Raw genomic sequence first — 22153 nt, 5'->3', positions numbered from 1 at the left:
TAGTTATATTAAATAATTAATACTACACATAATTTGAATATTTTGGAGTGAGAGGTATGAGTGAAAATAAAATAATACTTAGCTCATTAGAGCAGATTAAAAAATCTGAAGAATACTGGAAAGAGAAATTATTTCCTTTAGTAGAAAAAACTACATTTTCCGCCGATTACAATGGCTCGGGTTATAAAAGAGATAAAATGAGTAGAAAAATAGATGAACATTTATTTAACAAATTAATTGCAATTACAAAGAATAATGATCTATCAATTTATACACTCATGCTTTCAATACTAAAAATAGAACTATTCAAGTTTAGTGGTATTGGCCATATAATAATTGGCTCACCAGTTTACATTAAATCTAGTCAAGAAACAACTTTAAATAATATTTTGCCAATCAAAGATTCTTTAAATGAAAGTATATCATTTAAAGAATTATTGATGAATACAAAAGATAATATTTTAGAATCATATAAAAATCAGATTTTCCCTCTTGATCAAATTACCAATAAGATTGGTATTAAGGATATTTTTGATATATTGCCAGTCAGTTGTACTATGAAAAATATCCATAATGAAAAAGATATTAGTGCTTTAACAAACCATAAAAAAAATCAAATAACATTCTTAATTGTAAAAGAGGAAAATTCAATTTTTCTAGAACTGGTATATAATTCGAGTTTATTTAAATCTGAAACTATAGAAAAAATAATTGATGTTTATTTGAATATTATGAAACAAGCGTTTGAAAATATTGATAAAAAGCTATCAGATTTTGAACTATTAACAAATATTGAAAAAGAAAAAATTCTTTTTGATTTTAATGATAATAAATTGATTTATTCAGGTATTCGAACAATTCAAGAGTTATTTGAAGCACAGGTTGAAAAGAACCCGAATGATATTGCTGTGGTATGTAAAGATGAACAATTAACCTATCGAGAGTTAAACGAGATGGCTAACTATTTGGCAAGAGGATTAAGAAAAAAAGGTGTTAAAGCAGATATAGTTGTAGGAATAATTGGAGATAGATCTTTGGAGATGATTATAGGAATACTGGGAATTCTCAAAGCTGGGGGAGCCTATTTACCTATAGATCCAGGCTATTCAAAGGAAAGACTTCAATTTGTATTAGAAGATAGTAAAAGTAAAGTGTTAATTGGTGCTAGACATTTAACAGATATCCCTGAATTTAAAGGAGAATTCTTGGAGGTGAAAGACGAACTTCAAAAAAAGGAAGATTCTAGTAACTTGAAAAAAAACAACACTTCTAACAACCTAGCTTATGTTATCTATACTTCAGGAACAACGGGTGTCCCTAAAGGTGTAATGATTGAACATAAAAGTGTACATAACTTAGTTTTGGCTTTAAATAAAGAGATTTACTACCAATATCCTGAAAAATTAAAAGTGGGACTTGTAGCACCATTTTATTTTGATGGATCCGTAAAGCAAATCTTTGCTGCATTGGTTAATGGTCATGCTCTATATATTGCTGATGATGAAGTAAGAAGAGATGCAGAAAAGCTATTAAAATATTATGAAAAAAATAAAATCGACATTTCAGATGGAACGCCTGCTCATTTGGAAGTGATGTCTGAATTTATAGGTGTTGATAAAGAGCTTAGAATTAAGCATTTACTAATTGGTGGTGATAGGTTAAATAATAAACTTTTAGAAAAACTATTTAAAGCTTCGAAAGAGTTAAAGATTAGTAATGTATATGGTCCAACAGAGTGTTGTGTAGATTCGAGTATATATTTAGTGAATAGAGAAGAAACAATATTAATGAGGAATACTCCAATTGGAAAGCCTATTTCAAATACCCAAGTGTATATAGTCGATAAGAACCTTAAGCTAATGCCAATAGGAATACCTGGGGAGTTATGCATAAGTGGTGATGGGTTAGCGAGAGGATATCTAAACAGACCAGAACTAACAAAAGAAAAATTTGTAGATAACCCATTTAAGGTAGGTCAAAAAATGTATAAAACAGGTGACTTGGCAAAATGGCTACCTGATGGAAACATTGAATGTTTGGGACGTATAGATAACCAGGTTAAAATCAGAGGGTTTAGAATAGAGCTGGGAGAGATCGAGAATGTTCTATTACAACATGAAGAGCTGAAAGAGGTAGCCGTTGTTGTAAATGAAAATAAGGAACAGGAGAAATTTATTTGTGCTTATTTAGTAAGTAAGGTAGAGGTTGATATTCTAAATTTAAGAGTTTTTTTAAAAGATAGATTGCCAGAATATATGATCCCTTCATACTTTACTCAATTAGAAAAATTACCTTTGACACAAAATGGAAAACTAGACAGAAGAGCTCTTCCAGAACCAAAGAGGAATACAACGAATAAATATGAAGCTCCGAGAAACGGAGTGGAAAAGAAACTATCAGAGATGTGGACTGAAATACTGGATACCGAAAAAATAAGTATAAATGATAATTTCTTTCATTTGGGTGGACATTCACTTAAGGCCACCGTGTTGATGGCTAAAGTTCATAAAGAGTTAGATGTAGAAATCCCGTTAAAGGTACTATTTGATAATCCTACGATTAGTGGTTTAAGTGAATTTATAAAAAATGCCCAAAAGAATCAGTATGTGACGATAGAAAAAGCAGAAGAACGAGCATTCTACAAAGCATCTTCTTCTCAAAAAAGAATGTATACTCTACAACAGATGGACAAACAAAGTACAGCGTATAATATGCCTATAATAATAGAAATACATGGGAAAGTCGAATTTGAAAGGATAGAGGATACATTTCAAAAAATAGTAGAGAGGCAAGAAATATTAAGAACGTCTTTCAAAGCAAATGGTTATGAGATTGTTCAGAAGGTAGACTCCTATAGTAAATTTAAACTCACCATTGGTACAACGCTTGATGGATTTGTAAGACCATTTAAATTAGATGAAGCACCTTTATTTAGAGCTGAACTAGTTGAGGAGAATAAAAAAACTTATCTATTAATAGATATGCATCATATCATATCCGATGGAGTATCAATGAGTATTTTAATGAAAGAATTTAAAGCTTTCTATGAAAGAGAAAAAATGGAGCCTCTGACGATTCAATATAAAGACTACTCAGAATGGCAAAATGAATTATTTAAAAAAAATAAGGTAAAAAAACAGGAAGAGTACTGGATGAAAGTATTTAACAACGAAATACCAGTATTAAATATCCCATACGATAATGAGAGGCCAACATTCAAAACTTATGAAGGTGCTAGCCTAAGTAAGACTATAAATAAAGAAATTACAGAAGGGTTAAGAATTATCTCGAGGGAGACTGGAAGCACGATGCACATGGTACTATTCTCGGCGTTTAGTATCTTGCTTTCCAAATATAGTGGACAAGAAGATCTTGTTATAGGGATTCCTGTGGCGGGCAGAACAAATGTGGATCTTCAAAAAATAATGGGGATGTTTGTAAATACATTAGCCATCAGAAGTAACCCATCTGGCGAAAAATCATACGATGAATTTTTAAAAGAAATAAAAAGTAGCTTGTTAACAGCGTATGAAAATCAAGATTATCAATTGGAAAAACTAATAGAAAACTTAAATATAAGAAGGGATGCGGGAAGAAACCCATTATTTGACGTGATGTTTAGTATGGATGATGCCTTTGAGGGCAAGGAACTAGAACTAGTGGGAACGACTTTTAGGTTACATGATTTTGAAAATAAAACATCGAAGTTTGATATTACATTAAATGTAGTAGAACAAGAAGAAACTTTAGAACTTAATTTTGAGTATTGTACCAATTTGTTTAATAGTGAAAGTATAGAGAAAATAAGTAAACATTATAAAAAAATATTATCTACAATAATTCTAGATAGAGTAACTAAAATATCTGCCATAGATTTGTTGGTGGAAAAAGAAAAAAATCAATTATTGTTGGAATTCAATAATACCAAAACGGAATATCCAGAAGATATGACGATTCAGAAAATGTTTGAAGAACAAGTAGAAAAAGAACCTAATAAGATGGCAGTCAAGTTTGAGGACAGACATTTAACTTATCAAGAGCTAAATGATAGAGCAAATTCTTTGGCAAGAGTCTTAATAGCAAAAGGTGTTAAAGCGAATTCAATCGTAGGGATAATGGTAGAAAGATCACTGCAAATGGTAGTAGGAATAATGGGGATTTTAAAAGCAGGAGTAGCTTATTTGCCAATAGATCCTAATTACCCTGAGGATCGAATTAACTATTTGTTAAGTGATTCCCAATGTGATTTTTTAATTACTCAAACTGATTTCATGGATAAACTTTCTTTTAATGGTTTATTAGTTGACCTGTATTGCTCAGAGAACTTTGAGCAAAGCACTGAAAACATAAACCCAATTTATAATCCAGAGGATCTAGCATATATTATCTATACTTCAGGAACAACAGGAAACCCTAAAGGTGTAATGGTTCAGAATAATAATCTAGTAAATGCTACATATTTTTGGAGAAGACACTATAGATTAAACGATTTTGATGTTAATTTATTGCAATTAGCCGGGGTATCGTTTGATGTTTTCGCAGGTGATTTATCTAGAAGTTTATTAAGTGGAGGAACTATGCATATTGTTTCGTATGAAACTAAGCTAGATATGCAAAAGTTGTTCGAAATAATAATGAGTGAAAAGATCACCATTTTTGAATCAACACCAAATCATATTTTAGCCTTTACAAGGTATTTGAAGCAAAAAAAGTTGAAACTTGAAAATCTTCGACTTTTAATTTTAGGATCAGATAGCTGTTCCATAAGTGATTACAAAACTTTGGTCGAGGAGTATGGCAACCAAATAAGAATTTTAAATAGTTATGGGGTCACCGAGGCCACTATAGATTCAAGTTATTATGAATCATCTTATGAGAATATACCGGATATATCAAATACTCCAATAGGCAAGCCCTTGGATAATACTAAATTTTATATTTTAGATAAAAATCAAAAGATGCAGCCGATGGAAGTATGTGGAGAACTATATATTGCTGGTAAAGGAATTGCTCGAGGGTATCTAAACCGGCCAGAGTTAACAAAAGAGAAATTTGTTGCTAACCCATTCGAACCAGGAACAAAGATGTATAAAACAGGAGACTTGGCAAGATGGCTGCCGGATGGGAATGTTGAGTTTTTAGGAAGAATCGATAATCAAGTTAAAATTAGAGGTTTTAGAATTGAATTAGGGGAAGTGGAAGATGGATTACTACAACACAGAGCAGTTAGCGAAGCAATTGTAGTATCCAGAGACAATAAAGAAAACGGGAAATACTTATGTGCATATATAGTTTGTGAGGACGAAGTTAACAATTTGGAATTAAAGAATTTTATAAAAAAAGGATTACCAGATTACATGGTACCAGCATATATCGTCCAACTGGAAAATATGCCATTGACACCGAATGGAAAAATAGATAGAAAGGCACTTCCAGAGCCAAATATAGAGAACCTGATCTTAGATGAATATGAGTCACCGAGAAATGAAGTTGAGGAAAAGTTGGTAGAGATATGGAGTGAAACTTTAGGTGTCAAAAAGATAGGTATAAACGATAACTTCTTTGATTTAGGTGGACACTCGTTAAAACTATTATTAGTTATTTCTCAAGTAAATAGATTTTTGGGTGATCATATACCTTTAAAAGGACTGCTACAAAATCAAACTATTAAACAGCTTTCAAATTATATTGTAAGTTTAGATAAGAATGATGACTTAAGGAATTCTCCAATTTTATTAAATGCACAAAAAGATTTAAGAATATTTGCTTTTCCTCCTATAGGTGGATTTGGTCTTGCATATCAAAAGCTTGCTAATAATTTAGAAGACTATTCATTATATGCTTTTGATTATTTAGAAGAGGAAAACAAAATAGATATGTATATAGAAGCAATAACACATGCTCAACCTAATGGCCCGTATATATTATTGGGGTACTCTGCAGGTGGACACTTGGCATATCAAGTTGCAGCATCATTAGAAAAGTACGGAAATGAAGTTTCAGATTTAATCATTATGGATGTTGAACCCATTAATATAAAATCAGTAACTTCAGAAGAAGCGCTTAAAAAATCTTTTGAAGAATACAAAAATATGAGAGAAAAAGATGAAAGTTTTGTAGAAATAATTAAAGATACTTATGCAAAAGAACAATTTTTTAGAAAAGTCGAATCTTATTATAAGTATCTAAATGAAATGGTTTATCAGGGAATAATATCATCTAATATACATGTTATGAAAGCTTTTTCTATATCTCCAAAAAGCGAAAGACATCATCTTCAAAACAATTGGCAAAAGTTCACCAAAAAGAATGCTTATATTTCTAATGGTTCTGGTTTGCATAGGATGATGTTATCAGATGATCGATTTGTTAAAAGAAATGCAAAGATTATTGAAAGAATTTTAAAGGGAGATAAGAAAGAAGGGGTTATATGATCGACAGTCATGCTCATATAGACAGCATTTACTTTGCTAGGGATAGAATAAAAATATTAGAAAAATGCATTAATGAAGGTGTTACTGGAATAGTGAATGTAGGAACTAATTATGAGACATCATCTAAAACTGTTCTATTGGCAGAAAAACATGACTTTTTATATGCAGCAGTTGGAATACACCCTATCAATTCAGATGAGCTATGCGTTAAAGTAATTAACGATTTAAAGAAACTTGCACAACGAAGTAAAGTTGTTGCAATAGGAGAAATTGGTCTCCATTATAATTTAAATGAAAATATGAAAAAAGTACAAAGAGATTGTTTTATTAAACAAGTGGAACTAGCAAAAGAATTGGATTTACCCATAATAATTCATAGTAATAATGCGGATGAGGAAATTATTGAAATTCTGAATAATATTAAAATACCAAGGAAAGGAGGGGTTATTCATTGTTTTAATGGAAATGAAGATTTAGCAAAGAGCTATATTAATATGGGACTACATATTTCCATTGCAGGTAATATTACACTTAATCAAAAACAGGATATATTTAATGTGATTAAGAGGATTAGTTTAGATAAAATATTGGTGGAAACTGATAGCCCTTATATTTCACCAGAACATTTTAAAGTTAAAAGAAATTATCCGGGAAACGTTAAGTATGTAATAGAAACAATTGCTCAGATAACTGGTAAAAGTTTTGAAGAGGTTTCAAATGTTACAACTGAAAATGCAAGAAGATTATTTCAATTCTAATAATTGCTAAATTAATACATCGGAGGAATTAAAATGGAGAATATAATCAAAGAGTTAATTATAAATAATTCGAAGGGGCAACTCACAGCAGAAGAAATTAAGGAAGATTCAAGTTTGATAGAGGAATTTGGTTTTGATTCCTTGCAAATGATACAACTTATAATTGATATAGAGGAACACTTTGATTTTATGTTTGACGAGGAAGATTTGTTTGTTGAAGGATTATCAACATTCGGTTCGTTTATGAGATTAGTTGAAAAGGCAATTTAGTTTTTCCTTAATACAAAGAAAGAAATGGGAGGAAAGAATATTGAAATTACCACTTATGATAAGTGAAAATTTGGATAAAATATCTGAAGAACATTGGAAGAAATATTATGATTTACCACAGGGTGAATGGAATAGAAAGATTGAAGAAGGCTTGTGGAGAAGAACTCAAGAGTTTAACACGCGTAGGCAATCAGGATGGAAAAATTTAGATGATAAAAGAAGAAGGATGATTCATTATCTTCATACATATGATCTAGTAAATAATGAACTAGGTACTAAGGACTTAGCATTGATAGAAACATATGTTTGGATACATCTATGCTTTCCTAGTTCAGAAATTAATGAATATAGCAATAATATAAGAGAAGCTTTAATAAAAGGTGATTGGTTAAAAGACTTAGACTATATTGATGAAAAAGGAAGTCATGAAGTTTATTTAAAAGATTCACTGAACTATAAACTTTCTTTTTTGGATTCTCATCCTGAAGATATTAAACAAAATAGAATATATCCGGAGGATTACTGTATTTTAGAATTAACAATTACTTCATCTAACTTTAAGGTACCTTCTGAAATTCAAAAAAAACCATGGGATGTGTTTAATAAAGGTCAAAGAAAAAGAGATTTTAGAGGAAAACCAATTATTGTAGATGATTTAAAAGATGTATTAGATTATTTTCCTGCTCAAGTTGAGCTTGGATGTGGTCCTTCAATAGAGGCTGGGATACCTGCACTTAATTTTCTTCATGATGTATATTATGTAACTGATAAGAAAGAAAATAAATTTATTTTGGGTGCTAAAGAAGATAAATTAGCATATGACATTGCTCTAAATACTGAAAATATCTATAAATTGTTTACTACAATGTATAAAAGTTGCTTTTTTGCTGAACCAACAAGGTTTCATAAGATACTTAAATTATTTACAGATAAAAATTTGATAGTTGGTCCTATAATTACGAATAATTTTGATGGTCTGCCTTTAAAATTAGGTCTCGAGGAAAACTATGTAAGAAGATACGAGGAACAACATATTATACCAGAAATTAATTTTCACCCAGAAGCTAAATCACTAATAGTGATTGGTAGCCATGCTGATAGAAGGAAAATTCATGCAGCGGCTCGAAACAGTGGGAAAAAATTACTTTATATTGATCCAGAAGGTTATTTTATAAATGATATTTTTAAGGAGTACCAATTAGAAGATCCTCAAGATGGAGATATAATATTCAAAGAAACCAGTGTAAACGCTTTTGACAAAATATTAGAAAAATTAGTAAGTGAAAAAATAATAAATGATGAAGAAGTAGCAAATTTAATGAAATGAGGTTTTATTAATAGACTATATATTAAAGAATGAGAGAAAACTAAGAGAATTATTTAGTTACTTGGACACTAACAATAATTATTTTCGTAATATATTTAATAAAGAAAATATAGATTTAAATGGCGATATAATGAGTATATTTAATTCTATGCCGATTATTACCAAAAGAGAAATTAAAGATAACTTTGATATATATATATCGAAAACTAATGAAAAAATAATACAACAACTTACTAGCGGAACAAACGGTGAACCTCTAAAATGTTTAAAGTCTAACTCCGAAAGATCCATTGCTGCTATATCACAATGGAAAGAAAGAAGAAGATGGGATCCGTATGTAACAATGGAAAATTTCTTTTCTCTTACTGGTAACGGAAGTAAAAATTATATAGGTGATTTCACAAATTTTGATAATTCCAATATGAGGCATTGTTTTGATAAATTAATGTCATTTTCACCAAGATGGTTATGGACTTCAGTCTCAGTTATCGAAAAATACGCACAGGCAATAGAAAGAGGAGAAATTGATTATAACAATAAAAGTATAAAATATATCGAATTGGCTGGTGAATACGTTGAACAAAGCCAAAGAAGATATATTGAGAATATCTTTGGTTGTAAAACAATTAATCATTATGGTACCAGAGAATGTTGGTGTATTGCTTATGAATGTCCTCAAGGAGAATTACATGTGTTGAATAATTTGCTTTACGTTGAGAGCATAAATAACACCAATCTTAATGCCGATTTACCACAAGGATTTGGGGAGATTACAATTACTAGTCTGTATAATAAAGTTATGCCTTTAATAAGATATAATTTGGAGGATTTAGGAAAAATATCTTCCCTCGATTGCGCGTGTGGAAAAAAAACCCAAATAATTCAAGCTCTTAGTGGCAGAAAAGCCGACATAATAAAGGGAACCAAGGGTGTCGTAGGTGATATTTTCTTTAAAAGAATTGTTCATTCGCTAATATGGAAAAACATGGACTATATTGATAGTTTTAAAGTTGACCAATTGGAAAATAACTACTTTGTATTTTACATTGTAAAGAAAAATAAATTTTCTGATTTAGTTTTACAGATTATACAAAAGGAAGTTTCTGAATCTTTAGGGAAGAATTGTAAAATAGATTTTAGATTTGTAGATAATATTTTATTATCTGCTAGTGGTAAATCAAAAATTTTTAGCTGTCTAAAAAATTGAGAGGAAGATCAGTTTGATAAATAACATTTTTTTATCACCCAAAAATTTGAGTATTATTGATACTGAAGAAAAAATTTCGTTGCCTGAAAAGATTAAGGAAGATGTAAATAAACTCTGGGAAACGAAATTAGCTAGTAACAATTCTTTATTTAATGGACCAATTTATAGTATAGCAGAAATCGTAAAGGCTGATGATTATATAAATATCCACATGTGTAGAAGTAGTTATTCACACTTTTTACACTCCAAAAGTACTGGATTCATAGGTGATCATGTTTGTCGTTCGGTTGCTGTCAGTGCTCTTCTTATTACAAAGGATAATTTTTATTGTTTAGGGATTATGGCTGAACATACTTCATATCCGAATGTCATACAATGTCCAGGAGGCGCTATTGATCCAATAGATATAAGAGATAATATTTTTAATACATGGGAATCAGTTAAACGAGAAGTTAAAGAAGAAATAGGTTTATCTTTAGAAGACAATATAGTAAATAATGCAAGCCAAAATAAATATATTATTACAAGAAAGAATCTTTCTTATATTGGTATCTGTTTTGTAATTGAACTTTCATTAACAAGTAAGGAATTAGATGAGATTTTTATTGTACATCAAAAAAACTCTAAAGGAACAAATGAACTCCAAAAATTAATATATGTAAAAAGGGAAACTGAAAGTTTAGTAAAATTTATTAATAATGAAAATTTGATAAAGATTGATTACCTAAATAATTTGTTATTAGTAGATATCGGGAAAGAAAAATGCGAAAAATGGCTATAAAGCTTTTCAGTGAGAAAGGTGGAATCATAATTGACAACTGTGTTAAAAGAAACGCTTTATGAAAATAAGATTTATATTAATAGGAATTTAGTGAAAATTAAATTGTTAGATGAAAAGTTTTGTTTTTCCTTTGATGAAGATATAAAAATTAAAAAATATTGGGAAGGTAAAGTTAATAAAAATCCTAAATTATTTAATGGGCCAATTTTCAATATTAAAAGCATATCAAATAATAATCATTTAATTAATATCGATATGAATATCTCTAATTATGCACATTATTCTTATATGCTCGATAATAAAATATATGACAATAATATATGTAAAGCCATTGCAGTCGGAGGGCTTATAGTTACTAATGATAATACTATTGTATTAGGAAAGATGAATGATAATACTTCATTTCCTAATATAATTCAGTGTATTGGAGGAGGTATTGACAAACAGGATATAATTGACGGCTTTATAGATCCAATCCAAACATTAAAAAGAGAATTCAAGGAAGAAATAGGTATAGATTTAGAAAATGATGAAATTGAAGTAAGTAGGAATTATATTACAACTAGAAAATTTTGGTCTTTGTTTGGAATATGTTATATCGTAAATCTTAATATGGACTCACAGGAATTATATAATTCTTTTGAGAAATTCAGATCATCTTCTAAGCAAGATGAGATAAAAGAATTAGTTTTTATTAAAAATGACACACAAAGCATAATTAATTTTTGTAAACAAAATACAAATAAAATTGATTATCTAGAAAAACTTTTGCTAATTGTTGATAATTCAATAAAACTAGAAGTATTTGCTGAGAGTTTCGGGGAAGGTAAAATTTTCTAATACTTACCTTTAAGAGAGGTCATGTGTATGAGCTTTTTTTGGGATTTAGATCATCCAAAAGATAATACTGCATTTATATATAAAAATACTAAAATTAGTTATGGAGAACTTCAACAAGAAATAGACTTTATCAAAAGAATAGATCAAACAGAAGATAAAAAAAAGCTTATATTTCTTCTTTGTGAAAACAATACCATTGAATCAATATGTGCTTATCTAGCTGCATTACAAATGAGACATGTCGTTTGTTTACTATCCCAAAATTTAGTGAAGAATAATTTAACAAATTTAATAAGATTATATCAACCAGAATGGATTATTTCTTCTACTCAACTCACATTGGAAAATTCATATATAGAAAAAATTAAAAGAGGTATGTTTCATTATTTATTAGAAGGAATCGATATTTATCCTCTTCATAAGGATTTAGCAATCTTATTAAATACATCTGGGTCTACAGGTAGCTGTAAAATGGTTAAACTTTCATATAAAAATTTACAAGATAATGCTAGTTCAATAGTTAAATATTTGCAACTCTCTAATGAAGAAAGACCTGTTTTGACATTGCCGATGTTTTATTCATATGGATTATCTATTATAAATAGTCACCTCTTATCAGGTGCAAGTATTCTTATTTCTTCAAAAAAAATAATTTCGAAGTGTTTTTGGGAGGAATGTAAGTTCTATAGTATTACTTCTTTTTCAGGTGTACCATATACTTATGAAATTTTATCGAAAATTAAATTTCAAAATATAAATATCAAAAGTTTAAGGACAATGACACAAGCAGGAGGTAGGGTAAATAGATTTACAAGAGATTTCATTAATACATTAATTGTGGAAAAGAATATTAATTTTTATTATATGTATGGACAAACAGAGGCTACTGCGAGGATTAGCTATATTCCACCTGAAAAAGCACTTTTAAAAGGCGATTCTATTGGATATGCAATTCCAGATGGACATCTGGAACTTGATGAAAACAATCAATTAATATATAAAGGTCCAAATGTAATGCTTGGCTACTGTAAAAATAGGATGGATTTAAAGAAGGGTGACGAAAAATTCGGAATCCTTGAAACTGGCGACCTAGGTGAAATAGATGATGAAGGCTACTTTTATATTAGAGGTAGAATAAAAAGAATTGCAAAGTTAAATGGAACAAGGATAAATTTAGATGAGATAGAAACATTAATTTCTGATGTCTTTGGTGCTACGTGTTACAGTATTTCAAATGATGAAAAGATTTTCCTTATAATGCTAGATGATCATTTAAACAAAAAAATTATGGAATTATTAACTGAAAGATATGGTTTTTATAAGTCCTGGATTGTTTTTTTTAATATTAATGAAAATACTATTCCTCGTTTAATCAATGGAAAAGTAAATTATACAAAACTAAAAGAACTTTTTAATTTCTAGCTGATATTTAAATTGCGAAATCTCAAGAGCCGAATCATTAGATAGTCTTTCAAGGAGGACAAGTGAAATTGTCAATAGAACATAGTATTAATATACCAGCACATCATAATATTTACACCAATGAATTAAAACGAAACTTACGAATAGACTTTTCAATTCCACAAAACGGAGTAAATCAAAACACAGGATTACTTGTTTTTGTTCCGGGTTTTAATGGGAGTATTGATTCCAATATATATATAAAAATGAGAAAAATTTTCGCAGATAAATATAATATGATAACTATGCAATGTGCTTATTTTGGGTATCAATTTATGCAATCTTTTGATAGTTTTAACACTTTCAATTCACCAATTATGCAGAGATTTTTTACAACTAATGAGTTAGAGAAAATTAATGAAGACTCTAATTGTCTCGAAGAGATATTGTTTAAAAAAAAGATAAAACCCCCTGTCATTCCTGTGCATGCAAATATTGATGAAAGTATTGAAGAATTTAATGACATGAGCTATATGCAAGCAATAGATATTATCACTACTATTGAAGCTGTTAAATTAATACTAAGTAAAGAAAATTTGGTTTTTAATTCTAATAGAATAATTGGATATGGACAATCCCATGGTGCATACCTTTTATACCTATGCAATAGATTGGTACCAAATTTATTTTCATTAATTGTAGATAATTCTGCTTATATAGAACCAAATTATTTAACAAGTAATAGATTTTTGTACAAGAAGATAGAAAAGTCCACATTGATTATAGAATATGATTATTTAGCGAAAAAAATAGTGAAAAATAAAAATGATGTAAATTTAGATTTACTTTATAAAGATTTTAGTACAAATACACAAGTGTTATCATTTCATGGCAATGAAGATAAATTAGTGGACTATATAGAAAAAGAGCAGTTTGTCAAGACGACTATAAAAAAATCAGATTTTATTCTTATAAAAAAGGAAGATATAGATAATGTAAAGTATAAATCTAATAGTCATGGTTTAGGTGCTGACTTTTTGGAACTTTACTCTTTTGCTTCGGAATTAGAGCATCCCATAAAAGATAAAATAACAAGACCGGTGAAGTATGAAATAGATTTTGAAGGTGTCTTTATAAGAGCGGATTATAAAGATGGTTTACCCATTTTTGATTTTAAATTTAAATGAAAGATACTTAGGAAATAATTAATGTATCTTAATTCTTTTTAGCTAAGCTGAAATAATAGTGGCTGAAAAGGTAAAAGAACCTACGCTTGAAAGAATTATTTGGAACTTACTTATCAAAAAGATCGATTTTTAACGGTAGAAAAGCTATTATAAAATTATATGACATACTATAACAATTTAAGATACCAATGGAACTTAAAGAAGATGACTCCTGTACAATAAAGAGATCATCTTCTCCTTGTGGCATGTCCTTTTTCAAAAATGTCTTTACAAAGGGTACAATTTAATCGATGCTGTTCGCGTTTGCTGTTTCCGCCAAACTTAAGCAGATTAGGATAAGTAAGGAACACTTTATTCGTTTTCTGCACTTCCATACTTTAGAATCGAGTATTGTCTTAGATGATGTGGATTGAATTGATTATTAATACCAGCACTATTCATGACTTTTTGGATTATACAATGAAGGTGTTTAATACTCATTTTCATCGAATACTTTCTGAAACAAAAATTGACTATTCTAGATCTTTTCGTTCGACAATAAAACTTCTCAATAAAGTTCTACATTTATTGTTAAAATAAATATCTTGTTCTTTAATAACTTTCCATCTTCTCCTCACTGTTCGATCTTCCCAATTAATATCACTTTTCTCTAACAATGCAATTTCTCCAAACCTACAACCGGTTGAGAGTATAAATGCTACCAAACTCTTTTCCAATGGTGTAGTACAAGCTTTAATTATCTGGGAATTTTCAGCGTCATTTAATCTTTTTTTAATGCATTCTTCTTTAATAAGTTTATCTTTTACTGGCATAGGATTTATTATTATATGTCGTTCTAAATGAGACCATTGAAAAAATGAATTTAAAAAGATTACACTCTGAGTAAAACTCCATGGTTTCAAAAAGTCGTTTAACTTTAATAGATATTCGTTAAGCTGGTTTGTATTAATAGATTGAATTTCAACATCATTAAGATAATTTAGCAGTAAAGAAAAATGAAAATGATATACTTTTAATATATTTTGGTAGACCGGACAAATCTTAAATTTAGAAGTATTGGTTATGGAGATTTAAAAAAATTATAAGCCTTAAAACATTGATATATCAACGTTTTAAGGCTTATGATAACGATGGTCTCGACAAGTCTCGAACTTGCGCCTCCCACCTTGTCGAATTTGTAACCCTAATATAACCTGGTTAAATTGAATTCGATTTAGTTAAATAAGTCTGGTTTAATAAGGTTTTCGAGACAGTGAAAATCATTTCAGTAAATTAAAGTCGGTACAAAAGAATAATTATGCGGACAAATTGCGGACAAAAGAGTGAATAGGTGGTCTGTATTACTTTTTTGATGAAAACAGTATGTAACAGTTATATCGTGAAATTATTTTCCGTTTTTATACATAGAAGCTGATTGTTATTCAATTAAAGGGAGTATTTCTGAAATGAAGTGACCCGCCGTTTTTGAGACAGGGATCAAAATACCTTTAACCAGCTATCCAACCAGTTGTCGATATTTTATCGGTGACTGGTTGGATAGTTTTGTTTGAATTCGAGTATTGTTATAATAGTTAATTAATAAGGCGCTGAAGCTATCTTATGGATAATCATCGATTATCGCGCAGTACTTTTTCAACTTCGAAGCAGATTGGATAAAGTGAATCAAAGTCGTTTTTCCTAAGTGAGAGATTAGGAGTCCAGTAACGTCCATGTGCTAGCCAATGACGATAGCTTAGTATGCCTTTAAAGTTCGTAAAAATGTGTCGAAGATCAGACTTGAATTCCTTCCATTCATCTATAATATGTTCTTCAAGTGATATTTTATCTCTTTTCTCTCGATAAATTCTGAGAAATGCGCGGTCCAGATCGCTTTTTCCTTTTTTATTTATACGCTCATGAAAGTCTACTCTCAGGCTAGCTTCGGTAGCAGCGAGTAAATTAAACGTAGCGAGACGATCTAGCTCCATTTCCCTTGCTTCAAAAATCACCCTTACCTCTGTCGCGGTTAGTCCGACAAATTGATTTGGAATAGGAGGCAGGCCAATTAATACATTTTGCTTTAATAAGCGTATTGCTTCTAATGAATCTACGTAGTAGGCTGCGACTTGTTCAAGGGTTAGTTCTTCGTGCGAACGATTCAGCCTCGTCATCCATTGATCACCTGCATTAAAGTGTCTTTGAATGTTTCCTCGTTTACTTCGATATAATGAAGGCGCGGCAAGCGAACCATGAATTGCCAAACGAGTTCTTCCTTTGGTGTTGGAGCAGGGGGTTCTAGAGGTGTTTGTCCTTCCGAGTAGATAGCAGTATGGATTTGAGGCCCACCTGGACGCGCGAGTAGAATTGTTGCCTTGCCTCGCGGTCCGTCCATATCAACTCGACCCCCAGCTCCGATAATGTTAATACCTATAGGAGTAAGGTTCACCGCTGACTTACCTATTTGAATGATTGTCTCTTGTGCATTATAACGATATTCCTTACAACCAAAAAGTTCATCTTCCTTGAGTTCTTGAGTGTGTTCGGATATCTTAACGCTGCCGTCATTAATGTATAGTTTTAACGCATTAGTGACTACTTTATAGAGATCCTTTAAGCGGTCATTAAAAAACTGGACCTGTTCCTTTGCTTTCTCTGGTGATGCCGTTTCTTCTTTCGATTGTTGTTGAGATTTTATAAATTCATCGAAATCCATGACATATAAGCTCCTTCACAAAGTGATATTGGTAGATTCAGTATACCATACGCCTTTATCTATAGGAATCCGCACAAAATTAAAACAATAATTGGGAAATATATCATTAATCAGATCGACTGCCTTTGCACAAACGAAACCAGAGTTTTTGATAAGTGGAGTGTAATAGCAATGACATGGAAAGTAGCATCTAAATAAATTACATCCACATTTCTAACACTTGCAGTTCATTATGTTGGAAGTTATAGAAAAATCTTCAATAAAATGGCTAATGTTTGAATAAACAAGACGAAAAAACAACAGATATATTTACTGCGTAGTACAACGATAATGTTAGTACATTAACCATTAAGAGACGAACTCATTCTAAGTATTGTCTTTTCGTAACCTTTTGCTGCGCAAAAAATAACTTCATTTGTGAAAGAATGTATTTAGGTAAAGAGTTTTCATTATAGGAATTTAAAAGTTATGGAATCTCAACTTTGTTTACAAAAGAAGAAAAAGAAAGCGTTATGAATAAATTCCTAAAGGAAAATCGAGGGTTAAATGAAGAGAAAACTATAAAAATACCGGAGTTCCTTATGAATGAATTAGAGTTGCATAAAAAACGAATCGAAGAATGGAAGGAATTAGTGGGAACTGAGTTTAAGGACCAAGACTTGGTCATTTGCACAAATATAGGAAGCCTACAAGAACCGCGCAATGTAGTTCGAGTAATGAAACGGATTGTAAAATGTTCCAATGTACCAAATATTCGGTTCCATGATATTAGACATACACATGCATCCATTCTTATTTCGACAGGAATAGATATCGTTAAGATTTCTAAACGATTGGGTCATGCAAATCCCAAGATTACATTAGAATTCTAAGCGCATTTATTACCGAATACAGACAATGACATCGTAGATACTTTTCACCAGACCATTCAAAATCATGCTAACTAATACAGTGAAATCTTACGGAAATTATATGCTATTACGAATATCAAAAACACTAGATGATTGTGAAGAATTAGCACATCTCTATTGAGAGTGCTTTTTTAAAAAAAATGTATTTTTATAAATATAGTTTAATAATTAATTTTTGCTTATTTCAAAATCTTAAGCTTTTTATTTGCCATATAAAGTACAATGTTAATAATAACTTGAATTTTTCTTCAACTAAAGGAACTGTTTTGTTTAATAAATATGGTATAATATTCCTTATTTGAGCGTGGGATATTTGGTCCACTAAGCAGGGAATTGAATTATCTGCATTAGAATATAATGGTAAATTAGAATAATAAGGAGATGGAGTTAATGTATATTTCTAGTTTAGATGTAATTAATTTTAGAAATTTTAAAAATGCGAGTTTTAAATTTAAAGAAGGTATTAATACTCTTATTGGGGAAAATAGTTCTGGAAAATCGAATGCTTTATACGCTATCAGACTATTACTAGATGATTCCCTTCCTTTAAATGCTTCACAACTTTTAGAAACGGATATTAATCGTTCTCTAGGGAATTGGAAAGGCCACTGGGTTGTTTTAAAAATTACTTTTAAAGATTTAGATTCTAGCGAGGCAGCGAGTTTTGTAACACATAATACAGGAGATGTCTCTGCGGAAGAATCAGTTGGGTCCTATGGGTTGTATTTTCGTCCTAATAAAAAAATCCGGAAGCGTTTATTCGAATTATCTGAAGCTAATAGTACTCAAGCAGAAATAGAAAGCTTCTTAAAAGATATTACGATTGTCGATTATGAAACAGTTTTTACCTGCAGATTAAATGGTGATTTTAATAATAAAGAAATTTATAAATCATTAGTTGGTGATTTTGAAAATGGTATTTTTCCTAATCCAGATGAAGAAGATTTAAGTTTACTAGGTAATATTTCACCTCATATAACCTTGATAAAAAAAGAAGTTTCTTGCACTTTTGTAAAGGCTCTTCGTAATGTAATATCTGAATTAAAGCAAAGAAAGAGTAGTCCATTACTGCATCTTTTAAGAGGAACTGCAAAAGAAATAAAAATAGAAGAGGCAGAGGAACTTAAAAATAAAGTGAAAACACTGAATACAGAAATAAGTGAGCTGAAAGAAATTGAAGAGCTTACAAAAAGTATTAGTAAGTCCTTAAATAATACTCTCGGGTATACATATTCTCCACATGTAAGTATCAAATCTGAATTACCAGAAGAAATAGAAACATTACTTCACTCACTAACATTATGGGTTGGAGATGATGCAAACAGTAACCAAGGAAAAATAGATGATTTAAGCCTGGGTGGAGCCAACTTAATTTATATTACTCTGAAATTATTAGAATATGAATTCTATCAAACACAGGAAGGAAAAGCGGCTCATTTTCTATTGATTGAAGAACCAGAAGCACACATTCATACACATATTCAAAAAACTTTGTTTGATAAATATCAGTTTGAAAATACTCAAGTTATTATTACGTCACATTCAACACATATTTCTTCTGCAAGTAAAATTGATTCAGTAAATGTATTAATTAAGGATAAATCACACACAGAAGTCTGTCATCCAAGTGCAGGTTTAGAGGCTGATACTTGTAAGCGAATAGAAAGATATCTAGATGCTACAAGATCTACACTTTTATTTGCCAAAGGAGTTATTTTAGTAGAAGGGGATGCAGAGTTAATATTATTGCCAGCTATGTTTAAAGAAGTGTTTGGATTAAGTTTAGATGAAATTGGAGTAAGTGTAATTAATGTTAGTAGCACCGTTTTTGAACATATTGCAAATCTATTTGATGAACAACGAATTCATAGGAAATGCGCAATAGTAACAGATTTAGATAAAGCATTAGAACCTCTGCCAATTGATGAAAAAGACGATAATGAATTGCAAAAATCCATCAGAGCTTCACAAAAATCAGGTGCAGAAAGAAAAGTGCTGTTGGATGCTGCCTATAATAATAATCCATGGGTAAATGTCTATTATGCTCCACATACGTTCGAAATAGATTTTTCAATAAACGGAAATGAACATGAAATAAAGAGTCTGCTACCCTCAATTTATTCGAAAAAGTCCGCTATCGAAAGTTCGGAGAAGTTGTTGGATTCTGGTGATTCAGTTATTGTTGGGAAAGAAACTTTACGCTTAGCAAAAAAAGAGGGTAAAGGTTGGTTTGCTTTATTACTAGTTGAAACACTTTCTAGTAGAACAATAATCCCTAAGTATATTTTAGAAGCAATAGCATTTAACTCTGAACATATTACGGAACAACATTTGGTTGCAATGGCTCATTATCGAATAATGCAAGAAGTTAACTTAGGTAATCCTAAATTTTCAATTCAAGATAAAGCTGCTCTTGATAAATTAAGTCTAGAAGAACTTATTGAAATGATAAAGTCTGCTGCTGCTGATGACCATTTAGTTCAGTTTATAGAGATGCTAGGAGTTGAAATATGAAAGAAATTTTAAATCAATTTCAACAGATAGTTTTAGATACTGAAGGCAATACAATGGTATTGGCGTGCCCTGGTAGTGGGAAAACGAGAGTTTTGACTCTAAAAATAGCTCGAGAAATTGAAAAATTAAGTAAAAGAACGCATAGAATAGCTGCATTAACATTTACGAATAGAGCTGCAGATGAAATTGATAAAAGAATATCAGATATGGGTATAGATGTATCTAAACTTTGGACAGGTACTATTCACTCATTTTGTTTACAGTGGATTATTAAACCATATGGTATATATCTAGATGAGTTAAAAGAAGGATTTTGTATCTTGGACGAGTTTAAAGCTGAAATATTAAAAGATGAACTAAAGGTAGAGTATAGCTTACCTTTCAATGAAAATTTTATTACTAGAAGAGATCGACAAGGAAACTATTTAAATGGCGATGAAAGCCTAGATTATATTGCAAAAGAATATCATAAACGCATTTTAGAAAATAAAATGATAGATTTCGATCTCATTTTATACTTTTCATATCTCCTTTTAGAGGGATTTCCAAGGATTAGTGATAATTTATCACGTATATTTAAAAATTACTTTATTGATGAGTTTCAAGATACTCAAGATTTACAGTATACAATCGTAGGTAAGATTATTAAATCAGGTGAGGGTACGTGTAGAATTTTTCTTGTTGGCGATCCAGATCAAGCTATATTTAAGTCCTTAGGTGGTGTTGTTAAGTCAGTATCAGAAGTAAGTGAGGAAATTGGGGGTTATCCAATTCAAGAATTGTCGTTGAATGGTAATTATAGAACAACACAAAGATTGATAGATTTTTATAGAAATTTTCAAAGTGTAAATTTAGAAATAGAGTCATTGGCGGAATATTGTGATGAAGAAGGTACAATTATTTTTGATAAAAGTATACATCAAAATGAATTGGTTGAAAAAATAGCGGAAATAATAAAAGAACAGATTGCAACGGGAATTCCTCCTAATGAAATCTGTGTATTAGCACCACAATGGAATTTCCTAACATCAATGGCAAGGAGATTGAAATCGCTATTGCCAGACATTCCATTTGATGCACCAGGACTAACTATTCTTCCACGCGATAGAGATAATTTTTGGTACAAGTTAACTAGAATAATCTTGTCTCCTAGAGATCCAAACAGATATTTAATTAGAATGAAATGGGCGAAAGAAATCTTAGAAGATATGGTTATATTAAATGGTATTACAATTAATGTAGATTCAGATCAATGTAGAAGGTTTTTAAAAGTAGTAAACTCGCTTGATCTAGATATCCAAGATTCCATAGAGTTTTTAGAAAAAGCTTTCGAGCAAGTTTTTGAGAAATTAGAAATTGATTATGCTTCTAGCGAAATATTAACGAAACAATGGGAAAGTTTTTTTGATGGTATTAGGAGACGTTATGAGAGAAGGGATTTTCAAGAAATACCTAAAGATATTGATTACATGAAGAGAACATTTCATTCTAATAAGGGTGTGGTTATAAATACTTGTCAGGGTGTAAAAGGTGAAGAATTTCATACTGTAATAGCTTTTGGTTTGTTAAGAGGATATTTACCCCATTGGAATCATGTATTTGCTTCACTTCAAGTCGAAATAGAAGAATCGAATAAATTATTGTATGTAATTGGTTCTAGAGCTAAAAAAAATTTATTTTTATTTGCAGAGAGAGGTAGAACTACTAATCGAGGTAGGTCATATGAAGTAAATTATCAATTAGATGCAGTTGAATTTAATTATATCTAAAAATAAACAATATTCTTTGGTATTAAGAGCTGACAAAATTCTACTAAAAACTCAGTAACGCC

Annotated in this window: 15 protein-coding genes and 2 pseudogenes; 13 read left to right on the top strand and 4 right to left on the bottom strand. The window is 30.3% G+C overall.

Annotated elements, in window-relative coordinates; translation table 11 throughout:
- Positions 1–56: 56 nt before the first annotated feature.
- The 10 genes and pseudogenes from ACEPXG_RS15845 to ACEPXG_RS15800 form a co-directional block, all read left to right on the top strand.
- Positions 57–6434 carry an amino acid adenylation domain-containing protein gene (locus ACEPXG_RS15845; RefSeq protein ID WP_391204474.1) on the top strand — a complete coding sequence of 2126 codons (6378 nt, stop codon included), beginning with the start codon at positions 57–59 and terminating at the stop codon, positions 6432–6434.
- A complete protein-coding gene (locus ACEPXG_RS15840) occupies positions 6431–7192 on the top strand; it encodes a TatD family hydrolase (RefSeq protein WP_391204471.1) in 762 nt (253 codons plus the stop codon). Before ACEPXG_RS15845 ends, ACEPXG_RS15840 begins: the two co-directional genes overlap by 4 nt.
- A gap of 33 nt (positions 7193–7225) precedes the next feature.
- Positions 7226–7462 carry an acyl carrier protein gene (locus ACEPXG_RS15835; RefSeq protein ID WP_391204469.1) on the top strand — a complete coding sequence of 79 codons (237 nt, stop codon included), beginning with the start codon at positions 7226–7228 and terminating at the stop codon, positions 7460–7462.
- Between the two features lie 40 nt (positions 7463–7502).
- Positions 7503–8789, top strand: coding sequence for a hypothetical protein (locus ACEPXG_RS15830; protein WP_391204466.1), 1287 nt, complete (start codon positions 7503–7505; stop codon positions 8787–8789).
- Positions 8790–8850: 61 nt separating this feature from the next.
- A complete protein-coding gene (locus ACEPXG_RS15825; RefSeq protein WP_391204464.1) occupies positions 8851–9996 on the top strand; it encodes a hypothetical protein in 1146 nt (381 codons plus the stop codon).
- A gap of 13 nt (positions 9997–10009) precedes the next feature.
- Positions 10010–10777, top strand: coding sequence for an NUDIX hydrolase (locus ACEPXG_RS15820; RefSeq protein WP_391204461.1), 768 nt, complete (start codon positions 10010–10012; stop codon positions 10775–10777).
- A gap of 39 nt (positions 10778–10816) precedes the next feature.
- Positions 10817–11617 (top strand): NUDIX domain-containing protein, encoded by an 801-nt coding sequence (locus tag ACEPXG_RS15815; protein ID WP_391209959.1) that lies wholly within the window; start codon positions 10817–10819, stop codon positions 11615–11617.
- Between the two features lie 27 nt (positions 11618–11644).
- The gene (locus tag ACEPXG_RS15810; RefSeq protein ID WP_391204458.1) at positions 11645–13039 is read left to right on the top strand and encodes an AMP-binding protein; all 1395 of its coding nucleotides are present in this window, start codon (positions 11645–11647) and stop codon (positions 13037–13039) included.
- 68 nt (positions 13040–13107) lie between these two features.
- Positions 13108–14205, top strand: coding sequence for a DUF2920 family protein (locus tag ACEPXG_RS15805; RefSeq protein ID WP_391204455.1), 1098 nt, complete (start codon positions 13108–13110; stop codon positions 14203–14205).
- A 156-nt stretch (positions 14206–14361) separates the two neighbouring features.
- A pseudogene (locus ACEPXG_RS15800) lies at positions 14362–14427 on the top strand (IS3 family transposase); the annotation flags it as partial.
- Positions 14428–14717: 290 nt separating this feature from the next.
- Here the strand turns inward: ACEPXG_RS15800 and ACEPXG_RS15795 are convergent.
- The 4 genes and pseudogenes from ACEPXG_RS15795 to ACEPXG_RS15780 all read right to left on the bottom strand — a co-directional run bounded on the left by ACEPXG_RS15795 (position 14718) and on the right by ACEPXG_RS15780 (position 16897).
- Complete coding sequence (locus ACEPXG_RS15795; protein WP_391209957.1) at positions 14718–15017, bottom strand: tyrosine-type recombinase/integrase; 300 nt, start codon at positions 15015–15017, stop codon at positions 14718–14720.
- A gap of 683 nt (positions 15018–15700) precedes the next feature.
- Positions 15701–15781 (bottom strand): annotated as a pseudogene (locus ACEPXG_RS15790) (IS3 family transposase); the annotation flags it as partial.
- 31 nt (positions 15782–15812) lie between these two features.
- Positions 15813–16355, bottom strand: a complete 543-nt coding sequence (locus ACEPXG_RS15785; protein ID WP_391204452.1) for a hypothetical protein — start codon at positions 16353–16355, stop codon at positions 15813–15815.
- Complete coding sequence (locus ACEPXG_RS15780; protein ID WP_391204449.1) at positions 16352–16897, bottom strand: hypothetical protein; 546 nt, start codon at positions 16895–16897, stop codon at positions 16352–16354. The genes ACEPXG_RS15785 and ACEPXG_RS15780 overlap by 4 nt, the downstream gene beginning before the upstream one ends.
- A gap of 482 nt (positions 16898–17379) precedes the next feature.
- Here ACEPXG_RS15780 and ACEPXG_RS15775 point away from each other — a divergent pair, with 482 nt between their 5' ends.
- From ACEPXG_RS15775 to ACEPXG_RS15765, 3 genes are all read left to right on the top strand, one after another.
- Positions 17380–17769: a tyrosine-type recombinase/integrase gene (locus ACEPXG_RS15775; protein ID WP_391204446.1), complete on the top strand. Its 390-nt coding sequence runs from the start codon at positions 17380–17382 to the stop codon at positions 17767–17769.
- A 429-nt stretch (positions 17770–18198) separates the two neighbouring features.
- A complete protein-coding gene (locus tag ACEPXG_RS15770) occupies positions 18199–20322 on the top strand; it encodes an AAA family ATPase (RefSeq protein WP_391204443.1) in 2124 nt (707 codons plus the stop codon).
- The gene (locus tag ACEPXG_RS15765; protein WP_391204440.1) at positions 20319–22091 is read left to right on the top strand and encodes a UvrD-helicase domain-containing protein; all 1773 of its coding nucleotides are present in this window, start codon (positions 20319–20321) and stop codon (positions 22089–22091) included. The genes ACEPXG_RS15770 and ACEPXG_RS15765 overlap by 4 nt, the downstream gene beginning before the upstream one ends.
- Positions 22092–22153: the final 62 nt, after the last annotated feature.

The sequence above is a fragment of the Psychrobacillus sp. L4 genome (genome assembly GCF_042944905.1).
Classification (GTDB): domain Bacteria; phylum Bacillota; class Bacilli; order Bacillales_A; family Planococcaceae; genus Psychrobacillus.
Note: the sequence above shows the minus strand (reverse complement) of the source record. Positions and strands in the feature narration are given on the sequence as shown.